Genomic DNA, 23,292 nt, shown 5'->3' with positions numbered 1-23,292 from the left:
AAGCCATGAAAACTGCCAGTGCAATCGATAAGCTGCGCGATATGGCGGAGCAGGATTTGGAACAGGCCGTGATTCATTTAGGTGACATGCGCCGTGGCGTAAAGCAGGCGGATGAGCAGCTCACCATGCTGCTCGACTATCAGGATGAGTACCGCAATAAGCTCAACACCGATATGTCAGGCGGTATTTCCAGCCTGCGCTGGACCAATTACCACCAGTTTATTCAGACGCTGGAGAAAGCCATTGAACAGCATCGGCAACAGCTGAATCAGTGGAATCAACGTCTGGATCAGGCGCTGAGCAGCTGGCAAGAAAAGCATAAGCGATTGAATGCGTATCAAACACTGATCACTCGCGCTGCCGAAAACGCATTACGACAAGAAAACCGTCTCGATCAGAAACGGATGGATGAATTTGCCCAACGGGCCGCTATGAGGAGAGGCGAATGATTACGCTGCCAACTATGGTTACGCAAACCTCTAAAGTCAGCGATGCAGACAGTGCTGTAGCATCGGACAATTTACTGGGTACAGATGCGCTGCCACAGGGATTTATCACTGAACTGGGTAACCGCTTACTGACGCTGGCTCAGCAACAAGGTGTTAACACGCAATCGACTGATCTGACAGCAGAAGTCGATGAAAAAGGCGTCACAAAAGCGTCATTAAGCGCGTTATTGCAGGCACTGGACAAACCAGAGGCGTTAAACGCACTTTTACAACCGGAAAACACTAAAGCCACGCTGAAATCAGCCGATGATAAAGACAAGTCTGAAGCAAGTTCGTTAAGTGCCAGCGACTTACAGAATGTGCAGGCACTGTTCGCGATGTTACCGGTTGCGGTTGAAGCGCGAAACAGTCAGAGCGCCGTCAGCGCCAGCACGGATAAAACCTCTGCCGATGCAGAGACTACGCTAAACGGATCATTGTTAAGCCGAACGCTGCAGAACGCCGTGAAAGATGAACAAGAGGCACAGTCCGACAGTACGCCTCATAAGAAATCCAGCGATGTGCTGAGCGGTGTCAGCCGTGATGTCAGTACAACGACAGCCAGTAGCAGTGCCGCTGCCGCCAGCACCACGGCCAGCAGCAGTAACAGCAACAGCGCACTGTCACTGGATGAAAGCTTTAAGCAGGTGCTGAGCACGCTCAGCAAACCGGAAGAACATCGTAATACTCAGAGCGACACGGTAACAGCATTAACCAGCGCCCCGGTCAGCAGCAGTAGCACACTGACCAACAGCACGGCGACGACCAGCACCACTCCGTCGACGCCGATGCTGAATGCCCAACTCGGCAGCAATGAGTGGCAGCAGGCGTTAAGCCAGCAAATCGTGATGTTTAGTCGCAACGGTCAGCAAAATGCCGAATTGCGCTTACATCCCGAAGATTTGGGTGCTATCCAGATCAACCTGACCCTCGACAAGGATCAGGCGCAGTTAAGTATGGTTTCCAGCCACAGCCAAGTGAGGGCCGCGCTGGAAGCGGCTCTCCCTCAGCTGCGTACAGCGCTGGCGGAGAGCGGTATTAACCTGGGACAGAGTAATGTCAGCAGCGACGCCTTCGCACAAAGCCAGAATTATCAGGGCCAGCAGGAAGGACGTCGTGATGGCCAGCACGGCAGCTTTACCCTCTCCCAGGACAGTGAAAATGAGATAACGCCTATTGCCGTCCCGGCAGCCCTTCAGGCGCGCGCGACAGGTAATGGCGCTGTCGATATCTTTGCCTGACAGCGGCTAAACGCTGAAGGTAAGCGTAAAACCCGCGTCTTTTCTTCCCATTGTTTGACTTAAGACGCGGGATAATCTGTCCAGGCGAGCCGAGAGGCTTGCCCATAATTCACAGGAAGTAACTGCAAACATGTCTGATAACGCGAAAGCTAAAGGCCGCAAACGTTCACTACTAATACCGGTGTTACTGATTGTAACGCTGGCCGCTTGCAGCGTGGCAGGCTATGCAGTCTGGCGAATGATGAATAAACACGGGGATGACAAACCGGAAGCGGCGAAAGTAGAGCCACCGGCCGCCCCTGTATTTTTTGCAATGGATACGTTTACGGTTAACCTGGTCAATCCTGACAACGATCCCGACCGTGTGTTGTACGTAGGCTTTACCCTGCGTCTGCCGGATGAGGATACCCGTCGTCGGTTGAATGATTACCTGCCTGAGGTGCGCAGCCGTTTACTGCTGCTGCTCTCGCGTCAAAGTGCCGCTCAGCTTGCCACAGAACAAGGTAAGCAGGCCCTGGTTGAGCAGATCAAACAGGCATTGGCGCCACCGCTGGTAAAAACGCAACCGCCACAGGTGGTCAGTGACGTGCTGTTTACCGCCTTCATTTTGAGGTGATTTAATGGGCGATAGCATTCTCTCCCAGGCTGAGATTGACGCGCTGCTTAATGGCGACAGTGACAGCGCGGAAGTAGAGAACAGTTCCAAAGGGACCGATGGCGATATCCGTCCCTATGATCCTAATACTCAGCGTCGCGTGGTGCGCGAGCGTCTGCAGGCGCTGGAGATCATTAACGAGCGTTTTGCCCGTCATTTTCGTATGGCGCTGTTTAACCTGCTGCGCCGTAGCCCGGATATCAGTGTCGGTGCGATCAAGATTCAGCCTTACCATGAGTTTGCCCGCAATTTACCGGTGCCGACCAACCTGAACCTGATCCACCTGAAACCACTGCGCGGTACTGCGCTGGTGGTATTTTCACCGAGTCTGGTGTTTATCGCCGTAGATAACCTGTTTGGTGGTGATGGCCGTTTCCCGACCAAAGTGGAAGGCCGTGAATTTACCCATACCGAGCAACGCGTCATCCGTCGCATGCTGAAGCTGGCACTGGATGGTTACAGCGATGCCTGGAAAGCGATTTACCCGCTGGATGTTGAGTACGTCCGTTCGGAAATGCAGGTGAAATTTACCAACATCACCACTTCGCCGAACGATATCGTCGTCAACACCCCGTTCCAGGTCGAGATTGGTAATCTGGTGGGTGAATTTAATATCTGTATTCCGTTTTCAATGATTGAGCCGCTGCGCGAGCTGCTGGTCAATCCACCACTGGAAAACTCCCGTCAGGAAGATACGCACTGGCGCGACAATCTGGTGAAACAGGTGCAGCACTCGGAGCTGGAGCTGATTGCCCACTTCGCGGAAACATCCATGCGCCTGTCACGTATTTTGCAACTGAAACCTGGTGACGTCCTGCCCATTGAGAAGCCGGACCGCATCATTGCTCACGTCGATGGCGTACCCGTGCTGACCAGCCAATATGGCACCATGAATGGCCAGTACGCGCTGCGTGTTGAACACCTGATTAACCCGATTTTGAATTCGCTGAACGAGGAACAGCCCGATGAGTGACAGCAAAAAACCGTCCGATGATATTTCTGCGGACGACCTGTGGGCTGAGGCAATGAACGAGCAGGCAACCACCAGCACGCCTGATCCAACCGAGAACGTTTTCAAATCGTTTGAAAGCAACGGTGCCAGTGGCTCGCTGCAAGACATCGATCTGATTATGGATATCCCGGTCAAACTCACCGTGGAACTGGGTCGCACCAAAATGACCATCAAAGAGCTGCTGCGCCTGACGCAGGGTTCCGTGGTGGCTCTGGATGGCCTGGCCGGTGAACCACTGGATATCTTGATCAATGGTTACCTGATTGCGCAGGGCGAAGTCGTCGTCGTGAACGACAAATATGGCGTGCGTATCACCGACATTATTACGCCATCTGAACGTATGCGTCGTCTGAGCCGTTAAGCATGTTAAAGAACGCGCAAATTGGCCAGCCTGTTCATAGCCAGCCGGTGGTTTCTACCGGTTCGGTGATTGGGCAAGTCAGCAGCGTACTGGCAGTGATTGTTCTGCTGATTCTGGCCTGTGGCTGGCTGGCAAAACGCCTTGGCTTTGCGCCCAAAACCGTCAACACCCAGGCGCTGAAAATTAGCGCCAGCGTGCAGGTGGGTCGTCAGGAGCGGGTGGTGATTGTTGACACCGCCGATGCGCGTTTAGTGCTGGGCGTCACCGCCCAGCAAATTACCCATCTGCATTCGCTGCCGCCGCTGCCACCTGAAGAGCTGGTGAACAAAACCGTAGCGCCGCAGGATTTTCGTCAGCTGTTCCAGAATCTGGTTAAACGTCCCGGAAAACCCCAATGATGCGTCGATTGCTTCCCCTCTTGCCGCTGCTGTTGCTGGCACCGGTTGCCCATGCGCAATTGCCAGGACTGGTCAGCCAGCCACTGGCAAATGGCGGCCAGAGCTGGTCACTGCCGGTGCAGACGCTGGTGTTTATCACCTCGCTGACCTTTATTCCGGCCATTTTGCTGATGATGACCAGCTTTACGCGCATCATCATTGTTTTTGGTTTGCTGCGTAACGCCTTAGGCACGCCTTCTGCCCCCCCCAATCAGGTTTTGCTTGGCCTTGCGCTGTTTTTAACCTTCTTTATTATGGCGCCGACCTTCGACAAGATTTATAGCGACGCCTATTTGCCGTTCAGTCAGGACAAAATCAGCATGGACGTAGCGATCGACAAAGGCGCTCAACCGCTGCGTGAATTTATGCTGCGTCAGACGCGTGAAGCCGATTTAGCGCTGTTTGCTCGTCTTGCCAACACCGCGCCGATTCAAGGTCCGGAAGCCGTACCGATGCGCATTTTGCTGCCGGCTTACGTCACCAGTGAACTGAAAACTGCTTTCCAGATTGGTTTTACTGTGTTCATCCCGTTCCTGATCATCGACCTGGTGGTTGCCAGCGTGTTGATGGCGCTGGGGATGATGATGGTGCCGCCGGCGACCATTTCTCTGCCATTCAAGCTGATGTTGTTTGTGTTGGTGGATGGCTGGCAGCTGCTGGTGGGTTCACTGGCACAAAGTTTCTACTCCTAGCGGCACACCTGGAAGTCGATGGCAACTCTCAATCCGGTCGGCCTGAAGGCCGTAACATATAACGCCAGGAGCGCAGCATGACACCCGAATCGGTTATGGTCATCGGCCAGGAAGCAATGCGAATTGCCCTGATGCTCGCCGCCCCGCTGTTGCTGGCGGCACTGGTCAGCGGTCTGATCATCAGCCTGTTACAGGCGGCCACGCAGGTCAACGAACAGACACTCTCCTTTATTCCTAAGATCCTTGCCGTTGCCGCGACCGCAGTGATTGCTGGCCCGTGGATGCTGAATCTGATACTGGATTACATGCGTAATCTGTTGACCAACTTACCTTATATCATCGGCTGATGATTAACCTCGATAGCAGCCAGCTGGTCCATTGGGTCGCGCAATTTTTCTGGCCGATGGTACGTTTGCTGGCACTCTTTGCCAGTGCGCCAGTGCTGAGTGAGAAATCCATTCCCAAGCGCGTGAAAGTGGGCCTCGCGGTATTGACGACCTGGATCGTCATTCCCGTGTTGCCTCCGGTAGAAGTCACGTTATTTACCCCCGCCGGTTTTTGGATCCTGTTACAGCAATTACTGATTGGCGTGGGGATTGGCCTGACGATGCAACTGGCGTTTGCCTCCGTGCGTATGGCCGGTGAAGTCGTGGGATTACAGATGGGCTTATCCTTTGCCACCTTCTTTGATCCTGGCAGCCGCCTTAACATGCCCGTGCTGGCGCGTTTTCTCGATATGCTGGCCATGCTGCTGTTTCTGACCTTCAACGGACACTTGTGGCTGATTTCGCTGCTGGTGGACAGTTTTCATACCCTGCCGATTAACGATCAACCCCTCAACGCCAATGCTTTTATGGCGCTGGTGAAGTCCGCCGGGTTAATTTTCCTTAATGGGATGATGTTAGCGCTGCCCTTAATTGTTTTATTGCTCACGCTAAACATGGCACTAGGTTTGTTAAACCGTGTTTCACCACAACTGTCGGTTTTCGCGATTGGCTTTCCGATTACCTTAACGGTGGGGATCCTCAGCCTGGGTATGATGATGCCGCTGCTCGCCCCCTTCTGTGAACATCTGTTCGGCGAAGTCTTTGATTTACTCGCGCAGTTTGTGTCAGAACTCTCCCGCGCACGCTGATTAACCATTCTGTAGTAGTTCTTATGCGATAGTTAAGTATTCAAAATCAATCTGTGCATTTTTCGAACCATATTTCTCAGAAATCAACTGAGGTTATTCTGATAAATGCGCATTTCAGGTGAAAATTATTCTTATTAAACGGCGCTTCGCGTATTTTAGTCAGACGATTCCTAAGGTGATAAACCTTGAGAATTGGTTGAATAAATGCTCAAAGGGCTGTTTTTAAACAAAAAAAATTTTACAGCGATTTTTCTTGTCTAAATCCCTTTTTTCCGGCATTGTCAACACTCGCTGAAACGTCACACTTTCGCGATTCAAATGTTTTTAAGAATTGTCCTATCAGATTTGTCTGTGACTTGCGCGATAGTGACAGGGCTCTCAAAAACAGAGCGAATTACACACTTAATGCAAACTCCCGGCGATTCCCACTATCGCGGGGACAAGAGTGACGTGGAAGTAACACAATAAACTTCGCAGAAGGGTTCAGGGATAGAGTCATGATGGCGCACGGATATCATTCGCCAGTCTGCCGAGCAGAATAAAAAAGTGTCTTTGGAAATCTCTCTCGTACCGCAAACGCGTATTCATCGTTGATTTAAACGGATAACAAATTGGTGAGGGTCGCTATAATGCCAACGATTATTATGGATTCATGTAACTACACACGCCTGGGATTATCAGACTATATGTCGGCCAAAGGAGTTAAAAAGAAAAATATTACTCCGGTCTCTGATATTGAACAACTGCAACAAAGATGTGAACAGTTAAAGCCTGGTGTCGTATTTATTAACGAAGAATGCTTCATTCATGAATCCGATTCCAGCGATCGTATTCGTGCCATTATTATGCAGCATCCAGATACGCTATTTTTTATCTTTATGGCGATCTCGAACATCCATTTTGAGGAATACCTCTACGTTCGTAAGAACCTGATTATTACGTCAAAATCGGTGAAAACCTCGACTCTGGATTCACTGCTCGGTACTTACTTGCAAAAGAAACTCAGCGCTACCCCGCGTATTTCAGCAGGCCTGGATATTCACCCACTGACATTAAGTCAGACTGAATCAAATATGCTGAAAATGTGGATGTCAGGACATGACACCATTCAAATTTCAGACAAGATGCAAATTAAAGCCAAAACGGTATCGTCACACAAAGGTAATATAAAACGCAAAATTAAGACACATAATAAACAGGTTATTTATCATGTGGTGCGACTGACCGATAATGTGACCTCCGGTATTTATGTCAACGTGCGATAGTCCTGCATGTAAACAGTTTGAGTAAATAGCCGTAGCCGACAAAGGGCCAATCCGCAGATTGGCCCTTTGTCGTTTTGCCTGGATCTGCGAGCCAGGTCTCACTTCGCCCCCTAATCCTTTAGCCTGAACTGCCGATGCTTGTTCTCAGAACACCTACCCAAAATGAGAGCAAGGATATGAAAACAGCATCGATTGATGAGCAATATAAGCTCAGCATCTGGCAGAACCTGCGCCTGATGCCTCTTTTCAGCATGATCTTTGGTGGCATTCTGCTGCTTTTTGCCCTGTGTATCGGCCTCGCCAGCTATTTTTTAATCCAGAGTAATAATTCCCTCAACGATGCGACGGATGAAATTCAAATCCGTATGGGCATCTCTAATAGCTCGAACCATTTGCGTACCGCTCGTCTGAACGTGCTGCAATCCGGCGCCGCTGCCCGCATCGGTGAAATGGACGGCTATCGTGCCGATCTGGCGCGCACGGAGACCCGCATCAAGCAAGCACGAGACGGTTTTAAAACTTACATGGACCGCAAGGCGAAAACGCCGGAGGATATCGCGCTGGATGCGCCACTCACCGCGGCATTCAATGACTATATCGACAAGGGATTGAAGCCGATGATTGAGTCGGCTAAGCAAGGCAGCTTCGAAGGGATCGTGGCGCAGGAAACCGACGTGACACGCAAGTTGGATGATGCGTATAACGCGGTATTACTGAAAGCGATAAAAATTCGTACTGACCGTGCCGAAGCGATCAACGCGGAAGCTGCGCACCAGTCCCGCGTCGGCTTTATTGCCATGGCTGTGGCCTTTGCTGCTGCACTGGTATTGGTGCTCCTCACCTTCGTCTTCCTCCGCCGTGTGGTGATCAGCCCGCTGCGTCAGTCGGTTGAGCGTATTGAGCGTATTGCGCAGGGCGATCTGACCGCACCGGAACAAGCGTATGGCCGTAGCGAGATCGGTAGCCTGTTGCATAATCTGCAACTGATGCAGGCCGCACTGGTGCGTACCGTAGGCACCGTCCGCGAAGGCGCCGTTGCCATCTATCAGGGTTCCAGCGAGATCTCCGCCGGTAACACCGATTTGTCTTCACGCACTGAGGAGCAGGCTTCCGCGCTGGAGCAAACCGCTGCCAGCATGGAACAGCTCACCGCGACCGTGAAGCAAAATGCGGAGAACGCCCATCATGCCAGTCAACTGGCTGCGGATGCTTCCGGTAAAGCCCGTAGCGGTGGTGAGTTGGTGCATGGCGTGGTGAAAACCATGAACAATATCTCTGGCAGCTCGAAGAAAATTGCTGAGATCACCAACGTCATTAACAGTATCGCCTTCCAGACCAATATCCTGGCGCTGAACGCGGCGGTAGAAGCAGCGCGTGCCGGTGAGCAAGGGCGTGGTTTTGCCGTCGTAGCGAGCGAAGTACGCAATCTGGCCCAGCGCAGTGCCCAGGCCGCGAAAGAGATTGAAACGCTGATTGCCGAGTCGGTTGATCTGATTAATAACGGTTCACATCAGGTGGGTGAAGCCGGCTCAACCATGGGTGAGATCGTCGAGGCGGTGCGTCGCGTCACCGATATTATGTCGGAAATTGCCGCCGCCTCCGATGAGCAGAGCCGTGGCATTCAGCAGGTGAGTCTGGCGGTTACCGAGATGGACAACGTGACGCAGCAGAACGCCTCGCTGGTGGAAGAAGCCTCTTCAGCGGCAGCCTCGCTGGAAGATCAGGCGGGTCGTCTGACACAGGCCGTTGCGGCATTTAAACTTAACGATTCACCCGCATCGCGAGTGATGGCACCTTCATCAGGCACCCTGAAGGCCCCGACGCTGACACCGCGTCCAGCATTGGCAGCGGCGAACAGTAATGACAACTGGGAAACGTTCTAAACCCTCTCGCCGTCATTGATGGCAGGGTTGATATGCATCAGGTGCACCTTATGTGCACCTGTTTTTTTATGCAGTCTTAAGCTTGCTCGTAGGGCTCAACAAACACCCCTTCCGCATGGTCGCTTTCATTAAAGAACCAAATCCCCAGCGGATAATCCTCCAGCGCCACCAGGTACATGGTCCCTTCATTAAAACCTTCGACTGCCAGTACCGTACCCACGCGACGTGGGCCGCCATCGGTTTTTACCGTTACGCGGTCATTCACCTGCATTGATTACTCTCCAGATATTGTCCTGAATACAGTGTAACGGAAGAAAATGGCGGCTGCCTGATCCGGATCAGCGTCGGGCGATTACCCACACTGCATGCACAATGCCCGGGATATAACCGCACAGCGTGAGCAGGATATTCAGCCAGAAGGCACCGCCAAAGCCCACCTGCAGAAATACACCCAGCGGTGGCAGTAAAATCGCAATCACAATTCGAATAAAATCCATACTAACTCCCTGATATCACTTCTTTATCGTCAAGCTTTAAGCATAGCCGCAGATTCGATTGATGAGATGACAGACGGGTAAAGTTCTGTCAAACCGCGGCTTTTCACTTTCTTAACAGTACGCAGAGAGACTTCTGACGCGGGTAGCCCGTACACTTCTTCGTACTGCACCAACCCCAAAGGCGCAGTCAACCTAAAAGTAACAAGGATTTTTGCCCGCGCAGCGCGGGCTTTTTTTTGCCTGAAATCTGCCCTTTCCTGCCCATTCTTCCCGTTGTCTATACTGATAAAGAATCTCATCGCCTCTGGGAGGCCGACCATGACAACCGCAAAAGAGTACAGTGACAACGTGCAGCGCGAAGTGAACATTGACGTTGAAGCATTGCTGGAAGCGATTCAGAAGAAAACCTCAGGCGAGGTGAAAGAGTTTATGGAAGCGGAACACGCTCATCGGGTAAAAGTGAATGGTGAGGCTTATGACTCGTACACGGAACTGGCTGAAGCATTCGAACTCGATATCCGTGACTTCTCAATCACTGAAGTTAACCGCTGAAATCGATTTCATAAAAAAATACCCGGCGGGATGGCCGGGTAAAATAAATCAGTGAATTCGTTACACCAGGAAATTCTTAACACCTGAGTCAGACTACGCTTTAGTCAACACAAGACAAGTCCCAATCTTGCGTGTAAAACGAACAAAAATGCATTACCTTCCCCATTTGTTACCGAAAACACCGTGTGACTGCTGTGTTTCTTAAATGCACAACCTGTGCATGTCCCTTATTGTTACCGTTTTGTTTTAAGATTTATCCTGGAAATTGACGCAGCAGACTCGCAAAAAAGTGTGATCTTCATAACGCTATTATACTGATTACTCTCTGCTTTACAGACGCGCCTGGCGTAAGGAGTGTGTTGATGCTCAGACTTAACTCGTCGCTGATGATTGTGACCGATCTCGATGGCTCGTTGTTGGATCATCATGATTACAACTGGGATGCCGCCAGTGAATGGTTGCAGCGCCTCAAACAGCAGGCGATTCCCGTGGTGTTCTGTTCCAGTAAAACGGCCGCTGAAATGATCCCCTTACAGAAACGCCTGGGTCTTTCCGGTACCCCTTTCATCGCTGAAAACGGGGCGTTTATCGCTTTTGATGGCGAGCAGATTGCAGCGGAGGAACCGGGTGAACACTATCTTGCGCTGTGCCGTTCTCTGAAAACCCTGCAATCCACTTTCCGCTTCAGCGGTTTTCACGACTTTAGCGATGCGGAAGTGGCCCGCTTCACCGGATTAACCCTGGCCGAAGCCAGCCAGAGCCGACTGCGCGATGCTTCAGAAGTCATACTCTGGCGCGATGATAGTGAAAAGCTGGAGGATTTTCGTATGGCGCTGGCGGAACACAACCTGGCGCTCACCCAGGGGGGACGATTCTGGCATGTGATGCCCGCGGGCTGCGGTAAAGGCATCGCACTGCAGCAGCTGCAGCAGCATCTCGAACAGCGCAGTGGAGAGAAGCGGACCACCCTCGGCCTCGGTGATGGCCCCAATGATGTGCCGATGCTGGAGCAGGTCGATTATGCCGTAGTGATTAAAGGATTCAGTAAAACCCCGGTGATCCTCACGCGCCGCGATCAACAAAATGTCTATCACACCGCGCATGCTGGCCCGTTGGGCTGGCGTGAAGGGCTGGACTATTTTCTCGCGCAACCCGAATAACCCTCTGACCTAAGGATGAGAAAATGAGTGATTTTTACCAAAATGGTGTCATTACTAACTTTCATAATCTCACCCAACGCAGCGTTGAATCGCTGGAAAAAGAGATGGTACGTTTCGCGCGTAAACGCAAAATGGGGCTAATCCTGCCTTCCCTGTTCTCAGAACTGGAAGGTCCGGCGCTGGATAACATCGTCAATGAGCTGGCCAAAGTGCCTTATCTGGATGAGATCGTCATCGGTCTCGATCGTGCTGACCGCGACCAGTTTCTGTTTGCTCGTGAGTTCTTTTCTCGTTTGCCACAACGCCATCGCATCCTGTGGAATGATGGACCGCGATTGAAAGCGCTGGATGCTGAACTGGATAAAGAAGGGTTGTCGCCGAGCCAGCCGGGTAAAGGACGCAACGTGTGGTTCTGCACCGGGTATACACTGGCCTCGGATCGCACCCAGTGCGTGGCGCTGCATGACTGCGATATCGTCACCTATGAGCGCAGCATGCTGGCACGCTTGCTCTATCCGCTTGCCAATCCAGCTTTCCAATATGAGTTCTGCAAAGGGTTCTACGCGCGCGTTGCGGACGGCAAACTCAATGGCCGCGTCGGTCGCTTGCTGGTCGGCCCGCTGCTGCGTTCGCTACAAAAAGTGTATGGCCATTCTGAATATCTGGATTACCTCACCAGCTTCCGCTACCCACTTTCCGGCGAATTCGCCATGCGCACCCATGTGCTGAACGGCATCAAGATTCCCGGCGACTGGGGGCTGGAAATCGGCGTGCTGTCGGAGATTTATCGCAACTACACCACGCGACAAACCTGTCAGGTGGAAATTGCCGATAACTACGATCATAAACATCAACCATTGGCAGAAGAAGATGGCACCGGCGGCCTGAAACGCATGAGCAATGATATTGTCCAGTCGCTGCTGCGCAAGCTGGCGACCATGGGCGTGCCACTCACCAGTGACTCATTCCGCGTGCTCAAAGCCACTTATTATCGCAATGCGCTGGATATGATGGAGATCTACAACCACGAAGCGACAATGAATGGCCTGAAGTTTGATCAGCATATTGAGGAAGCGGCGGTCGAGATGTTCACCCAGGCGATACTCGATGCCGGGCAATCCTTTATTGAGCGGCCCAATGAGAAACCTTTCATTCCCAGCTGGAGCCGCGTGCAATCGGCGTTTCCGGATATCCTGCAGCGGATTTATCAGGCGGTGGAGGAAGATAACGAAGGCAAGGTTTAATCTTCTGCCACCACGCGGTTGCGGCCGCCGGTTTTCGCCAGATACAGGCGGCGATCGGCGGTGGCTTGCAGGCTCTCGGCATGATAATCGCCCTGCTCTTCGCTACCGGTCACGCCTGCCGACAGCGTGACGCTGAACGTGGTGCTGGCATTCACCAGAATCGTTTTTGCCGCTAAACGCGCACGGATGCGTTCCGCAACTGCACTGGCATCCGCCAGCGTAGTTTCCGGCAGTACAATACAAAACTCCTCTCCGCCGATACGGCCCGCCACATCATATTTACGCAGCGTATGGCTAATCACGCCCGCCACCCGAATCAATGCCTGATCGCCTGCCGCATGTCCCCAGGTATCGTTCACTTTCTTGAAGTGATCGACATCCAGCTGAATCACCGCGAGGGGCGTTTGCTGCTGCTGGCTGCGGGCAGAGATCGCCACAAACTGTTCAAAGAACGCATTGCGATTGAGCAACCGCGTCATACCGTCATAATTGGCGCGCCAGGTGAGTTTGGCGGAGAGATCGTCCATACGGCGCACCAGACGAATAATGACCTGATGCACGACCAGCAGTAGCAGTACAAACAGCAACCACATGCCGAGCAAGAACAGCGATACGCGGCCCAGTTCCTGTGACATCCCCTGCCTCAGGCTCTGAATATTCACGATATACGCGTCCACATTCTTTAATTTGCTCCAGCTGGCAAACTGGGTGCCAAGGCGCATCACACCTCCAGGCAGTTGCCGGATTTGGCTCTCCAGACGCTCCTGCTGTTCTGGCGTCAAGGGCTCATCGTTGGGTGCATGCAAGCGAGTGATTTCATTTAACGAGCGGTCCACCATGAGCAACTTGCCTTGTAGCAAGCTGTGACGTGCTTCGGCCATCAGCCCATGTATCCGCGCCTGGGTGAAATCCATCGACAGTACACCGTACCAGTAACCATGACTGACGATCGGCGTGCTCACTGTCATCATTAACCCTTCGTTAAATTCACCCTGATAGGCTTCACTCCAGCGCAATCGACCGCGCTGCGGATTATCCGGTGCCTGATCGCGAAAATAGGGGCGCTCCGTCATGGTGGTATAGCTTTCTATCAGCTCCTGCGGACTTTGCGGAGGCCTTGAACTGATAAAAAAACCGGCGCGCGAGATATACCAAAAGCGTGAGTGAAAATCCTGTCCCGGGTCGCTGAACTGCATGATAAAGCTGAATTCCATGGCGGCGCGCAATTCCGCATTGATGTGATCGCTGTTGCGCAGCAGCAGGGGATCGCGCATTAACCAACTGTCACTCACGCCATTCAACGGCATACTGCGCAGGCTGGCCAACTTTAACTGCCAGGTCGTTTGCTGGCGCAATTGTTGAAAGCGGGTAATGGCTTCGCGCGTTTGACTCGAATCCAGCGGATGCATCAACGCATAGTTGAGCATTCTCTCGTAATACGTCAATTCATCGATGCTTTCCTGAAATCGGCTGTCGAGGTTTTTCTGGATTTCAGCCAGTTGTGCGCGCTGACGCTCCTCATAGTTATTTTTTAGCTCAATCGCTTCATGCACGGTAAGAAATGCAGAGAACAAAAAGACCGCCAGAAAGCAGAGATGCACCGGCAAAAAAGGATTACCTGTGCGTGGCGTCAAAGGCGAAGTGGGCATGGGCAACAGTTATTCGATAAAGGGCGGATGCGAAAAGTGTAGTCAGCAGGAGAAAAGTCGTACAGGCAGGGATCAAAGGAAAATCAGATAGGTAAAAACGCAACGGGACGGATTGACCGTCCCGCACACGCTTAGCTGGCCAGCTGGCGCGCTCCGGATAAGTGACTCAGTTCGTCACTACGGAACGCCTCGCGTCGCACGCTGTAGCCATCATACCAACGACACTCTACCATTCCGCTGGCATAGCCGGTCACCACCATCGTGGGTCCGCCCTCTTTGTGCTGAACTTCATCACTGATCGCAAAGGTCATACCGCGCCCTCCCTTTTTCCGTTGAATGAACGGATAAAGTTATAGCAGCTGCACCCCATTTACGCCTATAGGATAATGTTATTACTGTGACGAAATCGGAATAAGCAGTGTAAAATGTTGTTTATAAAAAAAGCCGATAAAAATTATTATCGGCTTTGAAACACTTTCCCGGGTGGGAAATCAGATTTTGCAACCTTCGCAGTCCGCTTCGTCGCTGATATCAGCCGGGACTTCATTGGCTTTTTCAGCCGCTTTCGCTTCAGCCTGTTCCAGCTGCGCATCGATATCAAATTCAAACATATCGTCGTTCATCATCGTTCTCCTGACCCGTGATTGATAAATTCCTGCGCTTTATACCGATTTACCGCGTACTTTCGCAACCAGATTTACCGCCAACAGCACGATCGACCCAATGATAAAGCCGAGTACCAGATTGGCACCGTTGCTCAGCAAGGCGGAGATAACGCCATGGAAGCCGCTGCTATATTCCTCAATCGCGTGATGCAACGGCGCGATACCGTGCACAATAATGCCGCCACCGACCAGGAACATTGCCACCGTGCCCACCACCGTTAACACCTTCATCAACCAGGGGGCCAGCGCCAACAGCGCACCGCCAGTCGCCTGAGCCAGCGTGGAGGACTTTTCCCGCAGCCAGTATCCGAGGTCGTCGATTTTCACGATCATCGCCACGATGCCGTAAACACCAATCGTCACCAGAATCGCAATCCCCGCCAGAATCAGCACCTGATTCAACAGCGGCGCTTCAGAGACAATCCCTAAGGTGATTGCCACAATTTCCGCAGAAAGAATGAAATCTGTGCGTACAGCGCCTTTCACTTTATCTTTTTCGAACTGCCGCGGATCCTGCTGCGCCAGCTTATCCAGACGCTGTTGACGTGCCTCCGGGCTGCTTTCTGCCTTATCGTGATTCAGGCTGTGCAGCACCTTTTCCACGCCTTCATAGCAAAGGTAAGCGCCGCCCAGCATCAACAGCGGTGTGATTAGCCAGGGCGCAAACGCCGAGATAATCAGCGCCAGCGGCACCAGAATTAATTTATTAAGAAATGAGCCTTTTGCGACGCTCCAGACCACAGGTAATTCACGGTTGGCTTTTACGCCGGTGACCTGCTGCGCATTGAGTGAGAGATCATCACCCAATACGCCAGCGGTCTTCTTTGCCGCGACTTTGCCCATCACTGAAATATCATCAAGCAGCGTCGCAATGTCATCCAGAAGCGTGAGTAAACTGGTTCCTGCCAAAATAGTTATCCTTATTCCGGTTCGTGATCCTGACAACAGGGGCATCGCTCAACCGCCGTCACTGACATATCAGCGATGCCCGCACAGTCCCATTCGACGCGAAGTGTTTGCCCGGCAAGATCGCCAGCGTGCACATATTTGCTGACTGGACTTTCCGTCATTCCGCTGATCTCCTCGGTGGCCACCAGTTGCTCGCCTAAATAAATGCGTGCCGTTGCATGGGTGTTCACCATCCGCTCATCACGGAGTTGATACAGGCGTTTGACCGTCAGTTTGATGCTGCTCATGGCTCGATTCCGCGTCCCAGAGAAAGAGAAGATCTAAACCGTTATAGCGGCTAAAAGCAACAATCGCACGCTATTCAATACGATAGTGATGCAAGCCCTGATGATCGATTTCGCCACTGTGCATGGCAGCCAGCAGCCACTCTTCCAGTCGTTCAATCAATGCCTCATCTTCCAGGCGCAATTTGCCGCGCAGCGCACATTCCCAGACTATCAGCACTTTCCAGCCGCTTTGTTGTAATTGGCCGATATAACGGCGATCGCGTTCAACGTTGCTGTTAATTTTGCCGTTCCAGAACTCAGTACGCGTCGCAGGCATCTTGAATAAATAGCAGTGATGGCGATGCCAGAAGCAGCCATGGACAAAGATAATCGCCCGCTCGTGTGGCAAAACAAAGTCTGGCCGACCCGGCAGCGCTTTATCTTGTACACGATAGTTGAAGCCACGATCTTTCAAAATCAACGCGATACGCTGCTCAATCGCCGTGTCCTGATTGCGAATGGCACGCATATTTTTGCTGCGAATAGCTTGCGAATGGACGTCGACCATGGCGTCTCCTTTTTATTGGGGCTTCTACAACTTTAGCGGTTTGGCGTGAAAGCGAAAGGCACGCGCAACAAGTGTGTGAAGACGCGAGGAGTGATAGCATAGCGGCTTCACTGTTAAGGAAAAACGCATGCTTGCTATCGATCCCGCCGCGACGGTTTCACCCTCCTCATTTTCTGCCCCTTCGGATGACGCCACATCGCTGTTAATGCAGGTTCTCGATATCTATGCCGCACGCGATGTGGTGCAAACCTTAACCGAGGCGGGCGGATGCGACTGGAGCGTGCCGCGTCTGAATCGTATTCGTCAGGGCAAAAGCGCCGTCCCTGCCCTTTCCAGCGATGAAGTCAGCAGCCTGCAAGCGTTGTTGCCTTCGCGCCCTGCGCATTACGCTGCGCCTAAATTTCAATTTGTCGATCTGTTTGCCGGTATCGGCGGGATTCGTCGTGGTTTCGAGCAAATTGGCGGTCAGTGCGTGTTCACCAGTGAATGGAATAAAGAAGCGGTCCGTACTTATAAAGCCAATCACTATAGCGATCCGCAACGACACCAGTTCAATAGCGATATTCGTTTGGTGACGCAGCCCGCAGGACTCACTGACGAACAGGCGATTTATCAGCACATCGATCAAACCATCCCCGATCATCAGGTGCTGCTGGCGGGTTTTCCCTGCCAGCCGTTTTCACTGGCCGGCGTCAGTAAAAAAAATGCGTTAGGTCGTGCGCACGGTTTTGAGTGTGAAGCGCAGGGCACGTTGTTTTTCGATGTTGCCCGCATTCTCGCTGCCAAAAAGCCGCCGTTCTTCGTGCTGGAAAACGTGAAAAACCTCAAGAGTCATGACAAAGGACGCACCTTCGCCATCATTATGGCGACGCTGGATGAACTTGGCTACGACGTTGCCGATGCGGCCGACAGCGCAACACCCGATGCGAAAGTGGTGGATGCGCGCCATTTCCTGCCGCAACATCGCGAACGCATTGTGCTGGTCGGCATTCGCCGCGACACCGGATTGAGCGACGGTTTTTCGTTGCGCGCGCTTTCTCAACTCTATCCGCAGCAGGTGCCCACGCTGCAAAGCTTGCTGGAGCCGACGCCAGATGCGAAATACATCCTGTCGCCGACACTGTGGAACTATCTCTATCAATACGCCAAAAAGCACAAAGCCAAAGGCAATGGCTTCGGCTTTGGCCTTAACGATCCCTGTAATCCCAACGTGTGTGTCCGCACCTTGTCCGCGCGCTACTATAAAGACGGTTCTGAAATCCTGATCGACCGCGGCTGGGATCAGGCGCAGGGGGAAGCGGATTTCCAGCTCGCCAGCAATATGGCTCTGCGTCCGCGTCGGTTAACACCGCGCGAATGCGCCCGACTGATGGGATTTGAGGCACCGGGACAAAGCCAGTTCCGTATTCCGGTTTCGGATACCCAGGCATATAAGCAGTTTGGTAATTCAGTGGTGGTCCCGGTTTTTGCTGCTGTGGCACAGTTACTTTCGCCGCTTATCGAACAACATCTTAGCCAAAACACTTAGCGCCACAGGTCCACAATTTCCTTTAGGGACGCGTATTATGCTGTTTTGCGCTGAAACGCGTCTATTGTCACCAAACTGTCACGCCCGCTCTCAATACTCCTTTTTATTTTTGGGGGCGTTAGATGTCACTCCTTTCTGTAATCTCGTTACCGCTGCGTTTACGTACACGTCTTACCTGGCGCTTGCCGCTTTGGCTCACCAGTCTTCGTAACCAGTTTTTGCTGTTTATCGTGCTGTTCTGTCTCCTGCAGTTCGCGGGCGTACTGCTGCTCAGCAATCACGTTAACCAGACACAAACGTCACTCCAGCAAGCCAACCAACTGCGGGAAAGATTGGCCCTGCTGGATAAAGCACGTATCGAATTGCTCACCGCCAGTGATAACAGCCACCGTGCTGGTATCTATTTAATGCAGGATCAGCAAAGTGGATCAGTCGATAGCTGGAAAAGTCTGGCGGCCGCTTCTGATGATTCGTTAAAAAAAGCGCAGGCACTGTTCACCGCCTACCATGCTAAAGCAGACAGTCCGCTGGCTCAGGGCTTTGCGATGTTAGCGGAAGGTTTGCAAGAGCAGTTGAAAGGGTTAGCGGCCAATGACATCAATGCCTTCTTTATGGTGCCGATGCAGGCATTCCAGCAGCAGTTTAACGATGCCTGGTTCAGCGAGATTGAACAAGCCAACCATCAGTTGAGCAGCGTCAATCAAAATACCCTCAGTACGCTAAAGCAGAGTCGCAACATGTCGCTGATCGTCAGTGCCATTTTGATGGCGCTGCTGGTGCTGGCCTCCAGTCTGTTGATGCGCGGCGTGCTGTTGCCGCTGCGTCGTGCCAACCGGCAGCTGGAGCAGATTGCCACCGGTGATTTAGTCCCGAGTCATGATACGCCACGCCGCCAGTGCTTAGAGACGCGCCAGCTGTTTCAGTCGATCGAATCAATGCGTTTCGGTCTGCAGCAGATTGTCAGCGACATTAATACCGTTGCTGTGAGCGTGGCGGCGGGTGCAGAAGATATGCAGCAGCATAATGAACAGGTGATGCAGCAACACCAGGCGCAGAATGCCAGCTTCCACCATCTGTCACAGCGTTTACATCGCGTGTCTGAAGAAGTCGAAATTGGTGCGCAGTTCTCGCAGCAGGCCACGCAGGAGGCGCAGTCAGCCGATGCTCTGATGCGCAACTGCGCCACGGAAGTCGACAATATGGAACTCAAAATGCAGCAGATCGTTACAGCTTCGGGTGATATCGCTGGAATTGTGGGCATGCTGGATAGCCTGTCGATGCAAACCCGTTTGCTGTCGTTGAATGCCGCGATTGAATCCGCCCACGCCGGATCGTACGGTCGCAGTTTCTCCGTTGTCGCCAAAGAGATGGGGCTGCTCTCGCAAAAGAGTGGTGAATCAACGCGTCAGATTGATGGTTTAATTCAGCACACTCAGCAGCATGTGAATGATGGTTTTGACAAAGTGAAAGCGCTGGAAGTGTTGTTTACACAAATCAGCGGTGCGGTTTCGGGGGTCGTAACGCAGCTCGATGAGTTGCAGCAAAATAGCACTGCGCAAAGTCACCGCGTCAGTAAAATTGCGCACGAAGTGGTGGAGATGAGTAATCAGCTACAGCAAAACGAAGCGCTCAACGCCCATCAGGTCAATTCGGCTACGCAATTGCGTGAACTCTCTGATCGCCTCGCCCAGCGGGCACAGCAATTCCGCGTCGATGCCGCTTGAGTACAAAGATAAAAAAACCCGTCAATGACGGGTTTTTTTATCGCTTATTTTTTCTTTTTGCCTTTCTTCAGCAGTGCACGTACCTGCTTCAGTTCAGACGCGGAGAGCTGTTCAGCCACCGCTTCTTCGGTATTCAGACTATCAACAGCCGGTTGCTCAACCGCATGTAAACTGGCCTGCAGGCGGTTAACGATCTCCTGACTCATGGAGATTTGGTTATCGGCGGCTAACTGTTTGATGTGCTCTTTCAGCGCCGGGTCAATTTTAATGGTTAAGTTAACGGTCTCGGTCATCTTCATACTCCCTTTTGATTTACAACAACGTAGCGGAAGAAGATGAAAGTTAACAGACTGTCATAAAAATTTAATATTAAGAGTGTATAGGGCTGAAATCCCTTAAAACCGACTCATCAATGCTGGTGAGATTGCCCTGCAATTCCGCGCATAGCTTAGCCATATAGTGCACCAGGAAATCTGCGTTATGTTCCGCCAGCAGGCGCCCCGCTTCGGTTTGCATGGTTTCGGGCAAGCGTAAAAGTTTCTTCTGGAAGTGATCCAGCGTCCATTTCACATCGTCTAATTCACGCTCTTTTCCTAATGGATCCTCGCTGTCAAACAGCGGACGGCCCAACGCCCCGGCCGTATAGAAAACACGTGCGAGGCCGATAGCACCCAGAGACTCGAGGCGATCGGCATCCTGAACAATTTTTGCTTCCAATGTCAGTGGCGTGATGCGTGCGCTGAAACTGTGCGCCTGGACGGCATGGGCGACGCCCTCAAGCAATTCCTGGGGGAAATCGGGAAAGTCCTGCTGCAAAATTCGGCGTGTCTCTTCAGCGGCATAGGTGGAAGCCAGATGGCGCTCTGGATGGTTTTTGGGAAGATTAACCACATCATGGAAGTAACAGGCGGTGAGGACCACCATAGGATCGGCTGCACTGTGCTGCATGATGCGCGTGGCGCTCATCCAGACACGACGCAGGTGCGCGATATCATGGGCTTTATCATCGTGCAGCCAGTTTTGCTGCAGCCAGTTCTCGTAGCGTTGTTGCCAGCGGGTGAGTGACATCGTGCTTCTCCTTATTGCTGTTATAAAAGCACCGCCAATTCAGGGTGCTGCTCCTGGGGACATCATAGCGGTCTGGTCGTGACACTTTTTTTACATCCTTCCTGGATGTGCAAAGCGTAAAAATGCGATCCCGATCTTGTTATAGCGCTGTTAATGTCGCTTTCCCAGCGGAGATCACGTTTTAGGCATTTCCTTAGCGTCATTTCAGTTAAATAACTCTGTTAAACAGGCGTAATCTATTTCTACCATCAACAGTATTCACGCTTTTGAATTATTCCAGTTAATGATGCTAACTATCACAAGGTAAAAGCGATAAACACTTACGGCAAAATCTGAAAAGATTCCCATGCAGGCCGTTATAACGTACTGTATAGGGGATATTTCTGGTTCTCTCTCGCCTGAGAAGGCATTTCCAGCATGTATTTTGCTTAAGCGCCATTTTTAAAACCGGAATATGCAGGAATAGCCTGATACTGAGGCGACAAATTATTAAGCAAATTGATTCAAACCCATTATGCTAACTCTCACATCTGCTGATGCGGGTGATTCGTCGAAGTTTTCCGGGTGAGTAACACTACATGAGGTACGTAATGAAAGAACGGCCGATTCTTTTTTCCGAACAGCGGGTCCGCGCCCTGCTGGTTGGCCAGCAGACGCAAACCCGGCGCATTATGAAAACCCAGGCTTTTGGCCCAGGCCAGGATCATCACGAAGGCGTGCATGCATTTGACGTTAGCGCCAACCATCTGCATGGCTATAAATTGATGTCGATGGCAGATGTCAGCTCTCACTGCCCGTTTGGCCAGGCGGGTGACCGATTGTGGGTGCGTGAAACCTGGCGCGGCCCCATCGTGCCAGAAGAACAACTCGCCGAATATGAACGCGATCCACTGCCGTTCCGTAGCCCGGCTTTCTGTCAGTATCGTTCCGACAGCAATGAACTGGGTCAGTTGGATGAAGATGTGGAACACGCCGAGCAGTTTGGTTGGCAAACGGCGATTCATATGCCGCGCTGGGCCAGCCGTATTGATTTGGCGATTACCTCGGTACGTGCTGAAAAGATTCAGGACATCAGTGAAGATGACATCATGGCTGAGGGCGTACAAACGGATACGCACTTCCTGAATAACTTCTTCACGATGAATATGAACGCAGAATCACCGAAAGAAGCCTATCGTAAAGCGTGGCAGAAGCAGTATGGCGCCACCAGTTGGGAAGTGAACCCGTGGGTATGGGTGATCGAGTTTCAACGCGTTGATCGCGAGAGTTAACTGTCTTCAGCCCTCACCCGCCTGGGTGAGGGCAATTTTCCTGCTTTGCCATCTTAATCACAGAAAAAACCTGCAGTAACTGATTGAATACACGGCTTTGATTCCGCGCTGGCATTTTTCTTTTTGTCGCGCCAGGATAACCCTTTCCGCCCTGCAGAGTGAGTCGCGCGATGTTCAAATGGCCATGGAATGCGCAGGTAGATACCACTGTCACGGCGCTTCCCTGGCAACAGGCGCTGGCGCAACCGATCTTTTCACTGCTCACGACTGAAGAGCAAAGCGCCCTGACCACGCTTGCCCAACGCTTTCTGCAACAAAAAAAAATCTCGCTGTTGAATGGGCTGCAACTCGATGAACGGCAGCTGGCACGTCTTGCCTTGCTGTTTTGCCTGCCCGTGTTGAAGCTCGGTCTGGAGTGGCTGGATGGCTTTCATGAAGTGTTAATTTATCCCGAACCGTTCAATGTCGATGACCGTTGGGAAGACAGCAGCGGCTTAGTCCATCAGGCTCCAGCGGTGCATGCCGGTCAAAGCTGGACGCAAGGCCCGGTGGTATTAAATGCGTTGGATATTCAGGACTCTTTCGATCTTTCCGGCTACAACCTCGTCATCCATGAAATTGCGCATAAACTCGATGCACGCGGCAGCGGCTATACCAGCGGTATTCCCGTCATTGCCTTACGAGATGTCGCCCAATGGGAGAAGGACTTGCTACAAGCGATGGAAGAGATAGAGGCGGAAGTGGAATTGGTGGGTGAACAGGCGGCAACCATCGATCCCTACGCCGCCAGCGATCCCGCCGAGTGCTTTGCCGTGCTGTCGGAGTACTTTTTCAGCGCCCCAGATTTACTGGCGAATCGCTTCCCTGCGATGTATCGCCACTTACAGCAGTTTTATCGCCAGGACCCGATGGCGCGTCTTGCAGCAGGTTCTGCTTAAATCGCGATCGCTTTGTACTATTGCTAGCCAGTTGAATACAAATGTATTTTTAGCTGTTGACACATTAATGAGGTGCCATTAATA

The 23,292-nt window shown here is 52.1% G+C and carries 28 protein-coding genes; 18 read left to right on the top strand and 10 right to left on the bottom strand.

Going from position 1 to position 23,292, the window contains the following annotated elements; genetic code table 11:
• Positions 1 to 5 precede the first annotated feature (5 nt).
• The 11 genes from fliJ to WFP70_RS01155 all read left to right on the top strand — a co-directional run bounded on the left by fliJ (position 6) and on the right by WFP70_RS01155 (position 9,169).
• Complete coding sequence (fliJ, locus tag WFP70_RS01205; RefSeq protein WP_038646338.1) at positions 6 to 449, top strand: flagellar export protein FliJ; 444 nt, start codon at positions 6 to 8, stop codon at positions 447 to 449.
• Positions 446 to 1,729: a flagellar hook-length control protein FliK gene (locus WFP70_RS01200; protein ID WP_337022382.1), complete on the top strand. Its 1,284-nt coding sequence runs from the start codon at positions 446 to 448 to the stop codon at positions 1,727 to 1,729. The genes fliJ and WFP70_RS01200 overlap by 4 nt, the downstream gene beginning before the upstream one ends.
• A gap of 130 nt (positions 1,730 to 1,859) precedes the next feature.
• A complete protein-coding gene (gene fliL / locus WFP70_RS01195; protein WP_034824439.1) occupies positions 1,860 to 2,345 on the top strand; it encodes a flagellar basal body-associated protein FliL in 486 nt (161 codons plus the stop codon).
• A 4-nt stretch (positions 2,346 to 2,349) separates the two neighbouring features.
• Positions 2,350 to 3,357 (top strand): flagellar motor switch protein FliM, encoded by a 1,008-nt coding sequence (gene fliM / locus WFP70_RS01190; protein WP_034824442.1) that lies wholly within the window; start codon positions 2,350 to 2,352, stop codon positions 3,355 to 3,357.
• The gene (fliN, locus tag WFP70_RS01185; RefSeq protein ID WP_034824445.1) at positions 3,350 to 3,757 is read left to right on the top strand and encodes a flagellar motor switch protein FliN; all 408 of its coding nucleotides are present in this window, start codon (positions 3,350 to 3,352) and stop codon (positions 3,755 to 3,757) included. Before fliM ends, fliN begins: the two co-directional genes overlap by 8 nt.
• A 2-nt stretch (positions 3,758 to 3,759) precedes the next feature.
• Entirely contained in the window at positions 3,760 to 4,155 is a 396-nt protein-coding gene (fliO, locus tag WFP70_RS01180) for a flagellar biosynthetic protein FliO (protein ID WP_034824448.1), read from the top strand.
• A complete protein-coding gene (gene fliP, locus WFP70_RS01175; protein ID WP_034825234.1) occupies positions 4,155 to 4,886 on the top strand; it encodes a flagellar type III secretion system pore protein FliP in 732 nt (243 codons plus the stop codon). Before fliO ends, fliP begins: the two co-directional genes overlap by 1 nt.
• Before the next feature lie 77 nt (positions 4,887 to 4,963).
• Positions 4,964 to 5,233: a flagellar biosynthesis protein FliQ gene (gene fliQ / locus WFP70_RS01170; protein WP_034824451.1), complete on the top strand. Its 270-nt coding sequence runs from the start codon at positions 4,964 to 4,966 to the stop codon at positions 5,231 to 5,233.
• Positions 5,233 to 6,021, top strand: a complete 789-nt coding sequence (gene fliR, locus WFP70_RS01165) for a flagellar biosynthetic protein FliR (protein WP_034824454.1) — start codon at positions 5,233 to 5,235, stop codon at positions 6,019 to 6,021. Before fliQ ends, fliR begins: the two co-directional genes overlap by 1 nt.
• Positions 6,022 to 6,650: 629 nt before the next feature.
• Positions 6,651 to 7,286 (top strand): transcriptional regulator RcsA, encoded by a 636-nt coding sequence (gene rcsA / locus WFP70_RS01160; protein ID WP_058959884.1) that lies wholly within the window; start codon positions 6,651 to 6,653, stop codon positions 7,284 to 7,286.
• A 176-nt stretch (positions 7,287 to 7,462) separates the two neighbouring features.
• Complete coding sequence (locus WFP70_RS01155) at positions 7,463 to 9,169, top strand: methyl-accepting chemotaxis protein (protein WP_097116788.1); 1,707 nt, start codon at positions 7,463 to 7,465, stop codon at positions 9,167 to 9,169.
• Positions 9,170 to 9,245: 76 nt separating this feature from the next.
• On the opposite strand, the gene dsrB is transcribed toward WFP70_RS01155, so the two are convergent.
• Together dsrB and WFP70_RS01145 are read right to left on the bottom strand one after the other, a co-directional pair.
• Entirely contained in the window at positions 9,246 to 9,440 is a 195-nt protein-coding gene (gene dsrB, locus WFP70_RS01150; RefSeq protein WP_160832784.1) for a protein DsrB, read from the bottom strand.
• A gap of 67 nt (positions 9,441 to 9,507) precedes the next feature.
• Entirely contained in the window at positions 9,508 to 9,666 is a 159-nt protein-coding gene (locus WFP70_RS01145) for a YqaE/Pmp3 family membrane protein (RefSeq protein ID WP_034824466.1), read from the bottom strand.
• 318 nt (positions 9,667 to 9,984) lie between these two features.
• On the opposite strand from WFP70_RS01145, the gene yodD reads away from it, so the two are divergent.
• From yodD to WFP70_RS01130, 3 genes are all read left to right on the top strand, one after another.
• Positions 9,985 to 10,218, top strand: coding sequence for a YodD family peroxide/acid resistance protein (yodD, locus tag WFP70_RS01140; protein ID WP_039327762.1), 234 nt, complete (start codon positions 9,985 to 9,987; stop codon positions 10,216 to 10,218).
• A gap of 362 nt (positions 10,219 to 10,580) precedes the next feature.
• Positions 10,581 to 11,378: a mannosyl-3-phosphoglycerate phosphatase-related protein gene (locus WFP70_RS01135; protein ID WP_337022381.1), complete on the top strand. Its 798-nt coding sequence runs from the start codon at positions 10,581 to 10,583 to the stop codon at positions 11,376 to 11,378.
• A gap of 23 nt (positions 11,379 to 11,401) precedes the next feature.
• Positions 11,402 to 12,622 (top strand): glycosyl transferase, encoded by a 1,221-nt coding sequence (locus WFP70_RS01130; RefSeq protein ID WP_034824481.1) that lies wholly within the window; start codon positions 11,402 to 11,404, stop codon positions 12,620 to 12,622.
• Here WFP70_RS01130 and dgcQ read toward each other — a convergent pair.
• The 6 genes from dgcQ to WFP70_RS01100 all read right to left on the bottom strand — a co-directional run bounded on the left by dgcQ (position 12,619) and on the right by WFP70_RS01100 (position 16,679).
• Positions 12,619 to 14,271: a cellulose biosynthesis regulator diguanylate cyclase DgcQ gene (dgcQ, locus tag WFP70_RS01125; RefSeq protein ID WP_337022380.1), complete on the bottom strand. Its 1,653-nt coding sequence runs from the start codon at positions 14,269 to 14,271 to the stop codon at positions 12,619 to 12,621. The two genes, WFP70_RS01130 and dgcQ, sit on opposite strands and share 4 nt — an antisense overlap.
• A 131-nt stretch (positions 14,272 to 14,402) precedes the next feature.
• Positions 14,403 to 14,582 (bottom strand): YodC family protein, encoded by a 180-nt coding sequence (locus tag WFP70_RS01120; protein WP_034824498.1) that lies wholly within the window; start codon positions 14,580 to 14,582, stop codon positions 14,403 to 14,405.
• Between the two features lie 180 nt (positions 14,583 to 14,762).
• A complete protein-coding gene (locus WFP70_RS01115; protein ID WP_255253243.1) occupies positions 14,763 to 14,897 on the bottom strand; it encodes a hypothetical protein in 135 nt (44 codons plus the stop codon).
• A 36-nt stretch (positions 14,898 to 14,933) separates the two neighbouring features.
• A complete protein-coding gene (locus WFP70_RS01110) occupies positions 14,934 to 15,845 on the bottom strand; it encodes a DUF808 domain-containing protein (protein ID WP_034824501.1) in 912 nt (303 codons plus the stop codon).
• A gap of 11 nt (positions 15,846 to 15,856) precedes the next feature.
• Entirely contained in the window at positions 15,857 to 16,132 is a 276-nt protein-coding gene (locus WFP70_RS01105) for a hypothetical protein (protein WP_034824504.1), read from the bottom strand.
• Positions 16,133 to 16,202: 70 nt separating this feature from the next.
• On the bottom strand, positions 16,203 to 16,679 hold the full coding sequence (locus tag WFP70_RS01100; RefSeq protein ID WP_337022379.1) for a very short patch repair endonuclease: 477 nt from the start codon (positions 16,677 to 16,679) through the stop codon (positions 16,203 to 16,205).
• Between the two features lie 127 nt (positions 16,680 to 16,806).
• Between WFP70_RS01100 and dcm the strand changes: the two genes are divergently transcribed.
• Positions 16,807 to 18,207 (top strand): DNA (cytosine-5-)-methyltransferase, encoded by a 1,401-nt coding sequence (gene dcm, locus WFP70_RS01095; protein ID WP_337022378.1) that lies wholly within the window; start codon positions 16,807 to 16,809, stop codon positions 18,205 to 18,207.
• Between the two features lie 122 nt (positions 18,208 to 18,329).
• Positions 18,330 to 19,931, top strand: coding sequence for a methyl-accepting chemotaxis protein (locus tag WFP70_RS01090; RefSeq protein ID WP_160868113.1), 1,602 nt, complete (start codon positions 18,330 to 18,332; stop codon positions 19,929 to 19,931).
• Positions 19,932 to 19,975: 44 nt separating this feature from the next.
• On the opposite strand, the gene WFP70_RS01085 is transcribed toward WFP70_RS01090, so the two are convergent.
• Together WFP70_RS01085 and WFP70_RS01080 are read right to left on the bottom strand one after the other, a co-directional pair.
• Entirely contained in the window at positions 19,976 to 20,224 is a 249-nt protein-coding gene (locus WFP70_RS01085; RefSeq protein WP_034824521.1) for a hypothetical protein, read from the bottom strand.
• Between the two features lie 76 nt (positions 20,225 to 20,300).
• Positions 20,301 to 20,999, bottom strand: a complete 699-nt coding sequence (locus WFP70_RS01080) for a phosphohydrolase (protein WP_038646302.1) — start codon at positions 20,997 to 20,999, stop codon at positions 20,301 to 20,303.
• Between the two features lie 590 nt (positions 21,000 to 21,589).
• On the opposite strand from WFP70_RS01080, the gene WFP70_RS01075 reads away from it, so the two are divergent.
• Together WFP70_RS01075 and mtfA are read left to right on the top strand one after the other, a co-directional pair.
• Positions 21,590 to 22,270, top strand: coding sequence for a hypothetical protein (locus WFP70_RS01075; RefSeq protein WP_045815144.1), 681 nt, complete (start codon positions 21,590 to 21,592; stop codon positions 22,268 to 22,270).
• A gap of 170 nt (positions 22,271 to 22,440) precedes the next feature.
• Entirely contained in the window at positions 22,441 to 23,208 is a 768-nt protein-coding gene (gene mtfA / locus WFP70_RS01070; RefSeq protein ID WP_034824527.1) for a DgsA anti-repressor MtfA, read from the top strand.
• The last annotated feature ends 84 nt before the right edge of the window (positions 23,209 to 23,292 follow it).

The sequence above is a fragment of the Pantoea sp. USMM079 genome (genome assembly GCF_037153115.1).
Lineage (GTDB): Bacteria > Pseudomonadota > Gammaproteobacteria > Enterobacterales > Enterobacteriaceae > Pantoea > Pantoea communis.
Note: the sequence above shows the minus strand (reverse complement) of the source record. Positions and strands in the feature narration are given on the sequence as shown.

What these genes read in the sequence shown, in the direction of transcription:
- WFP70_RS01130 (WP_034824481.1), top strand. Translation starts at nt 11,402, where the DNA reads ATGAGTGATTTTTACCAAAATGGTGTCATTACTAACTTTCATAATCTC.
- WFP70_RS01080 (WP_038646302.1), bottom strand. Translation starts at nt 20,999, where the DNA reads ATGTCACTCACCCGCTGGCAACAACGCTACGAGAACTGGCTGCAGCAA.
- WFP70_RS01090 (WP_160868113.1), top strand. Translation starts at nt 18,330, where the DNA reads ATGTCACTCCTTTCTGTAATCTCGTTACCGCTGCGTTTACGTACACGT.
- WFP70_RS01085 (WP_034824521.1), bottom strand. Translation starts at nt 20,224, where the DNA reads ATGACCGAGACCGTTAACTTAACCATTAAAATTGACCCGGCGCTGAAA.
- dgcQ (WP_337022380.1), bottom strand. Translation starts at nt 14,271, where the DNA reads ATGCCCACTTCGCCTTTGACGCCACGCACAGGTAATCCTTTTTTGCCG.
- fliR (WP_034824454.1), top strand. Translation starts at nt 5,233, where the DNA reads ATGATTAACCTCGATAGCAGCCAGCTGGTCCATTGGGTCGCGCAATTT.
- fliL (WP_034824439.1), top strand. Translation starts at nt 1,860, where the DNA reads ATGTCTGATAACGCGAAAGCTAAAGGCCGCAAACGTTCACTACTAATA.
- fliP (WP_034825234.1), top strand. Translation starts at nt 4,155, where the DNA reads ATGCGTCGATTGCTTCCCCTCTTGCCGCTGCTGTTGCTGGCACCGGTT.
- fliJ (WP_038646338.1), top strand. Translation starts at nt 6, where the DNA reads ATGAAAACTGCCAGTGCAATCGATAAGCTGCGCGATATGGCGGAGCAG.
- WFP70_RS01155 (WP_097116788.1), top strand. Translation starts at nt 7,463, where the DNA reads ATGAAAACAGCATCGATTGATGAGCAATATAAGCTCAGCATCTGGCAG.
- WFP70_RS01100 (WP_337022379.1), bottom strand. Translation starts at nt 16,679, where the DNA reads ATGGTCGACGTCCATTCGCAAGCTATTCGCAGCAAAAATATGCGTGCC.
- rcsA (WP_058959884.1), top strand. Translation starts at nt 6,651, where the DNA reads ATGCCAACGATTATTATGGATTCATGTAACTACACACGCCTGGGATTA.
- WFP70_RS01075 (WP_045815144.1), top strand. Translation starts at nt 21,590, where the DNA reads ATGAAAGAACGGCCGATTCTTTTTTCCGAACAGCGGGTCCGCGCCCTG.
- WFP70_RS01200 (WP_337022382.1), top strand. Translation starts at nt 446, where the DNA reads ATGATTACGCTGCCAACTATGGTTACGCAAACCTCTAAAGTCAGCGAT.
- WFP70_RS01115 (WP_255253243.1), bottom strand. Translation starts at nt 14,897, where the DNA reads ATGATGAACGACGATATGTTTGAATTTGATATCGATGCGCAGCTGGAA.
- WFP70_RS01145 (WP_034824466.1), bottom strand. Translation starts at nt 9,666, where the DNA reads ATGGATTTTATTCGAATTGTGATTGCGATTTTACTGCCACCGCTGGGT.
- fliQ (WP_034824451.1), top strand. Translation starts at nt 4,964, where the DNA reads ATGACACCCGAATCGGTTATGGTCATCGGCCAGGAAGCAATGCGAATT.
- yodD (WP_039327762.1), top strand. Translation starts at nt 9,985, where the DNA reads ATGACAACCGCAAAAGAGTACAGTGACAACGTGCAGCGCGAAGTGAAC.
- WFP70_RS01105 (WP_034824504.1), bottom strand. Translation starts at nt 16,132, where the DNA reads ATGAGCAGCATCAAACTGACGGTCAAACGCCTGTATCAACTCCGTGAT.
- dcm (WP_337022378.1), top strand. Translation starts at nt 16,807, where the DNA reads ATGCTTGCTATCGATCCCGCCGCGACGGTTTCACCCTCCTCATTTTCT.
- WFP70_RS01135 (WP_337022381.1), top strand. Translation starts at nt 10,581, where the DNA reads ATGCTCAGACTTAACTCGTCGCTGATGATTGTGACCGATCTCGATGGC.
- mtfA (WP_034824527.1), top strand. Translation starts at nt 22,441, where the DNA reads ATGTTCAAATGGCCATGGAATGCGCAGGTAGATACCACTGTCACGGCG.
- fliM (WP_034824442.1), top strand. Translation starts at nt 2,350, where the DNA reads ATGGGCGATAGCATTCTCTCCCAGGCTGAGATTGACGCGCTGCTTAAT.
- dsrB (WP_160832784.1), bottom strand. Translation starts at nt 9,440, where the DNA reads ATGCAGGTGAATGACCGCGTAACGGTAAAAACCGATGGCGGCCCACGT.
- fliO (WP_034824448.1), top strand. Translation starts at nt 3,760, where the DNA reads ATGTTAAAGAACGCGCAAATTGGCCAGCCTGTTCATAGCCAGCCGGTG.
- fliN (WP_034824445.1), top strand. Translation starts at nt 3,350, where the DNA reads ATGAGTGACAGCAAAAAACCGTCCGATGATATTTCTGCGGACGACCTG.
- WFP70_RS01120 (WP_034824498.1), bottom strand. Translation starts at nt 14,582, where the DNA reads ATGACCTTTGCGATCAGTGATGAAGTTCAGCACAAAGAGGGCGGACCC.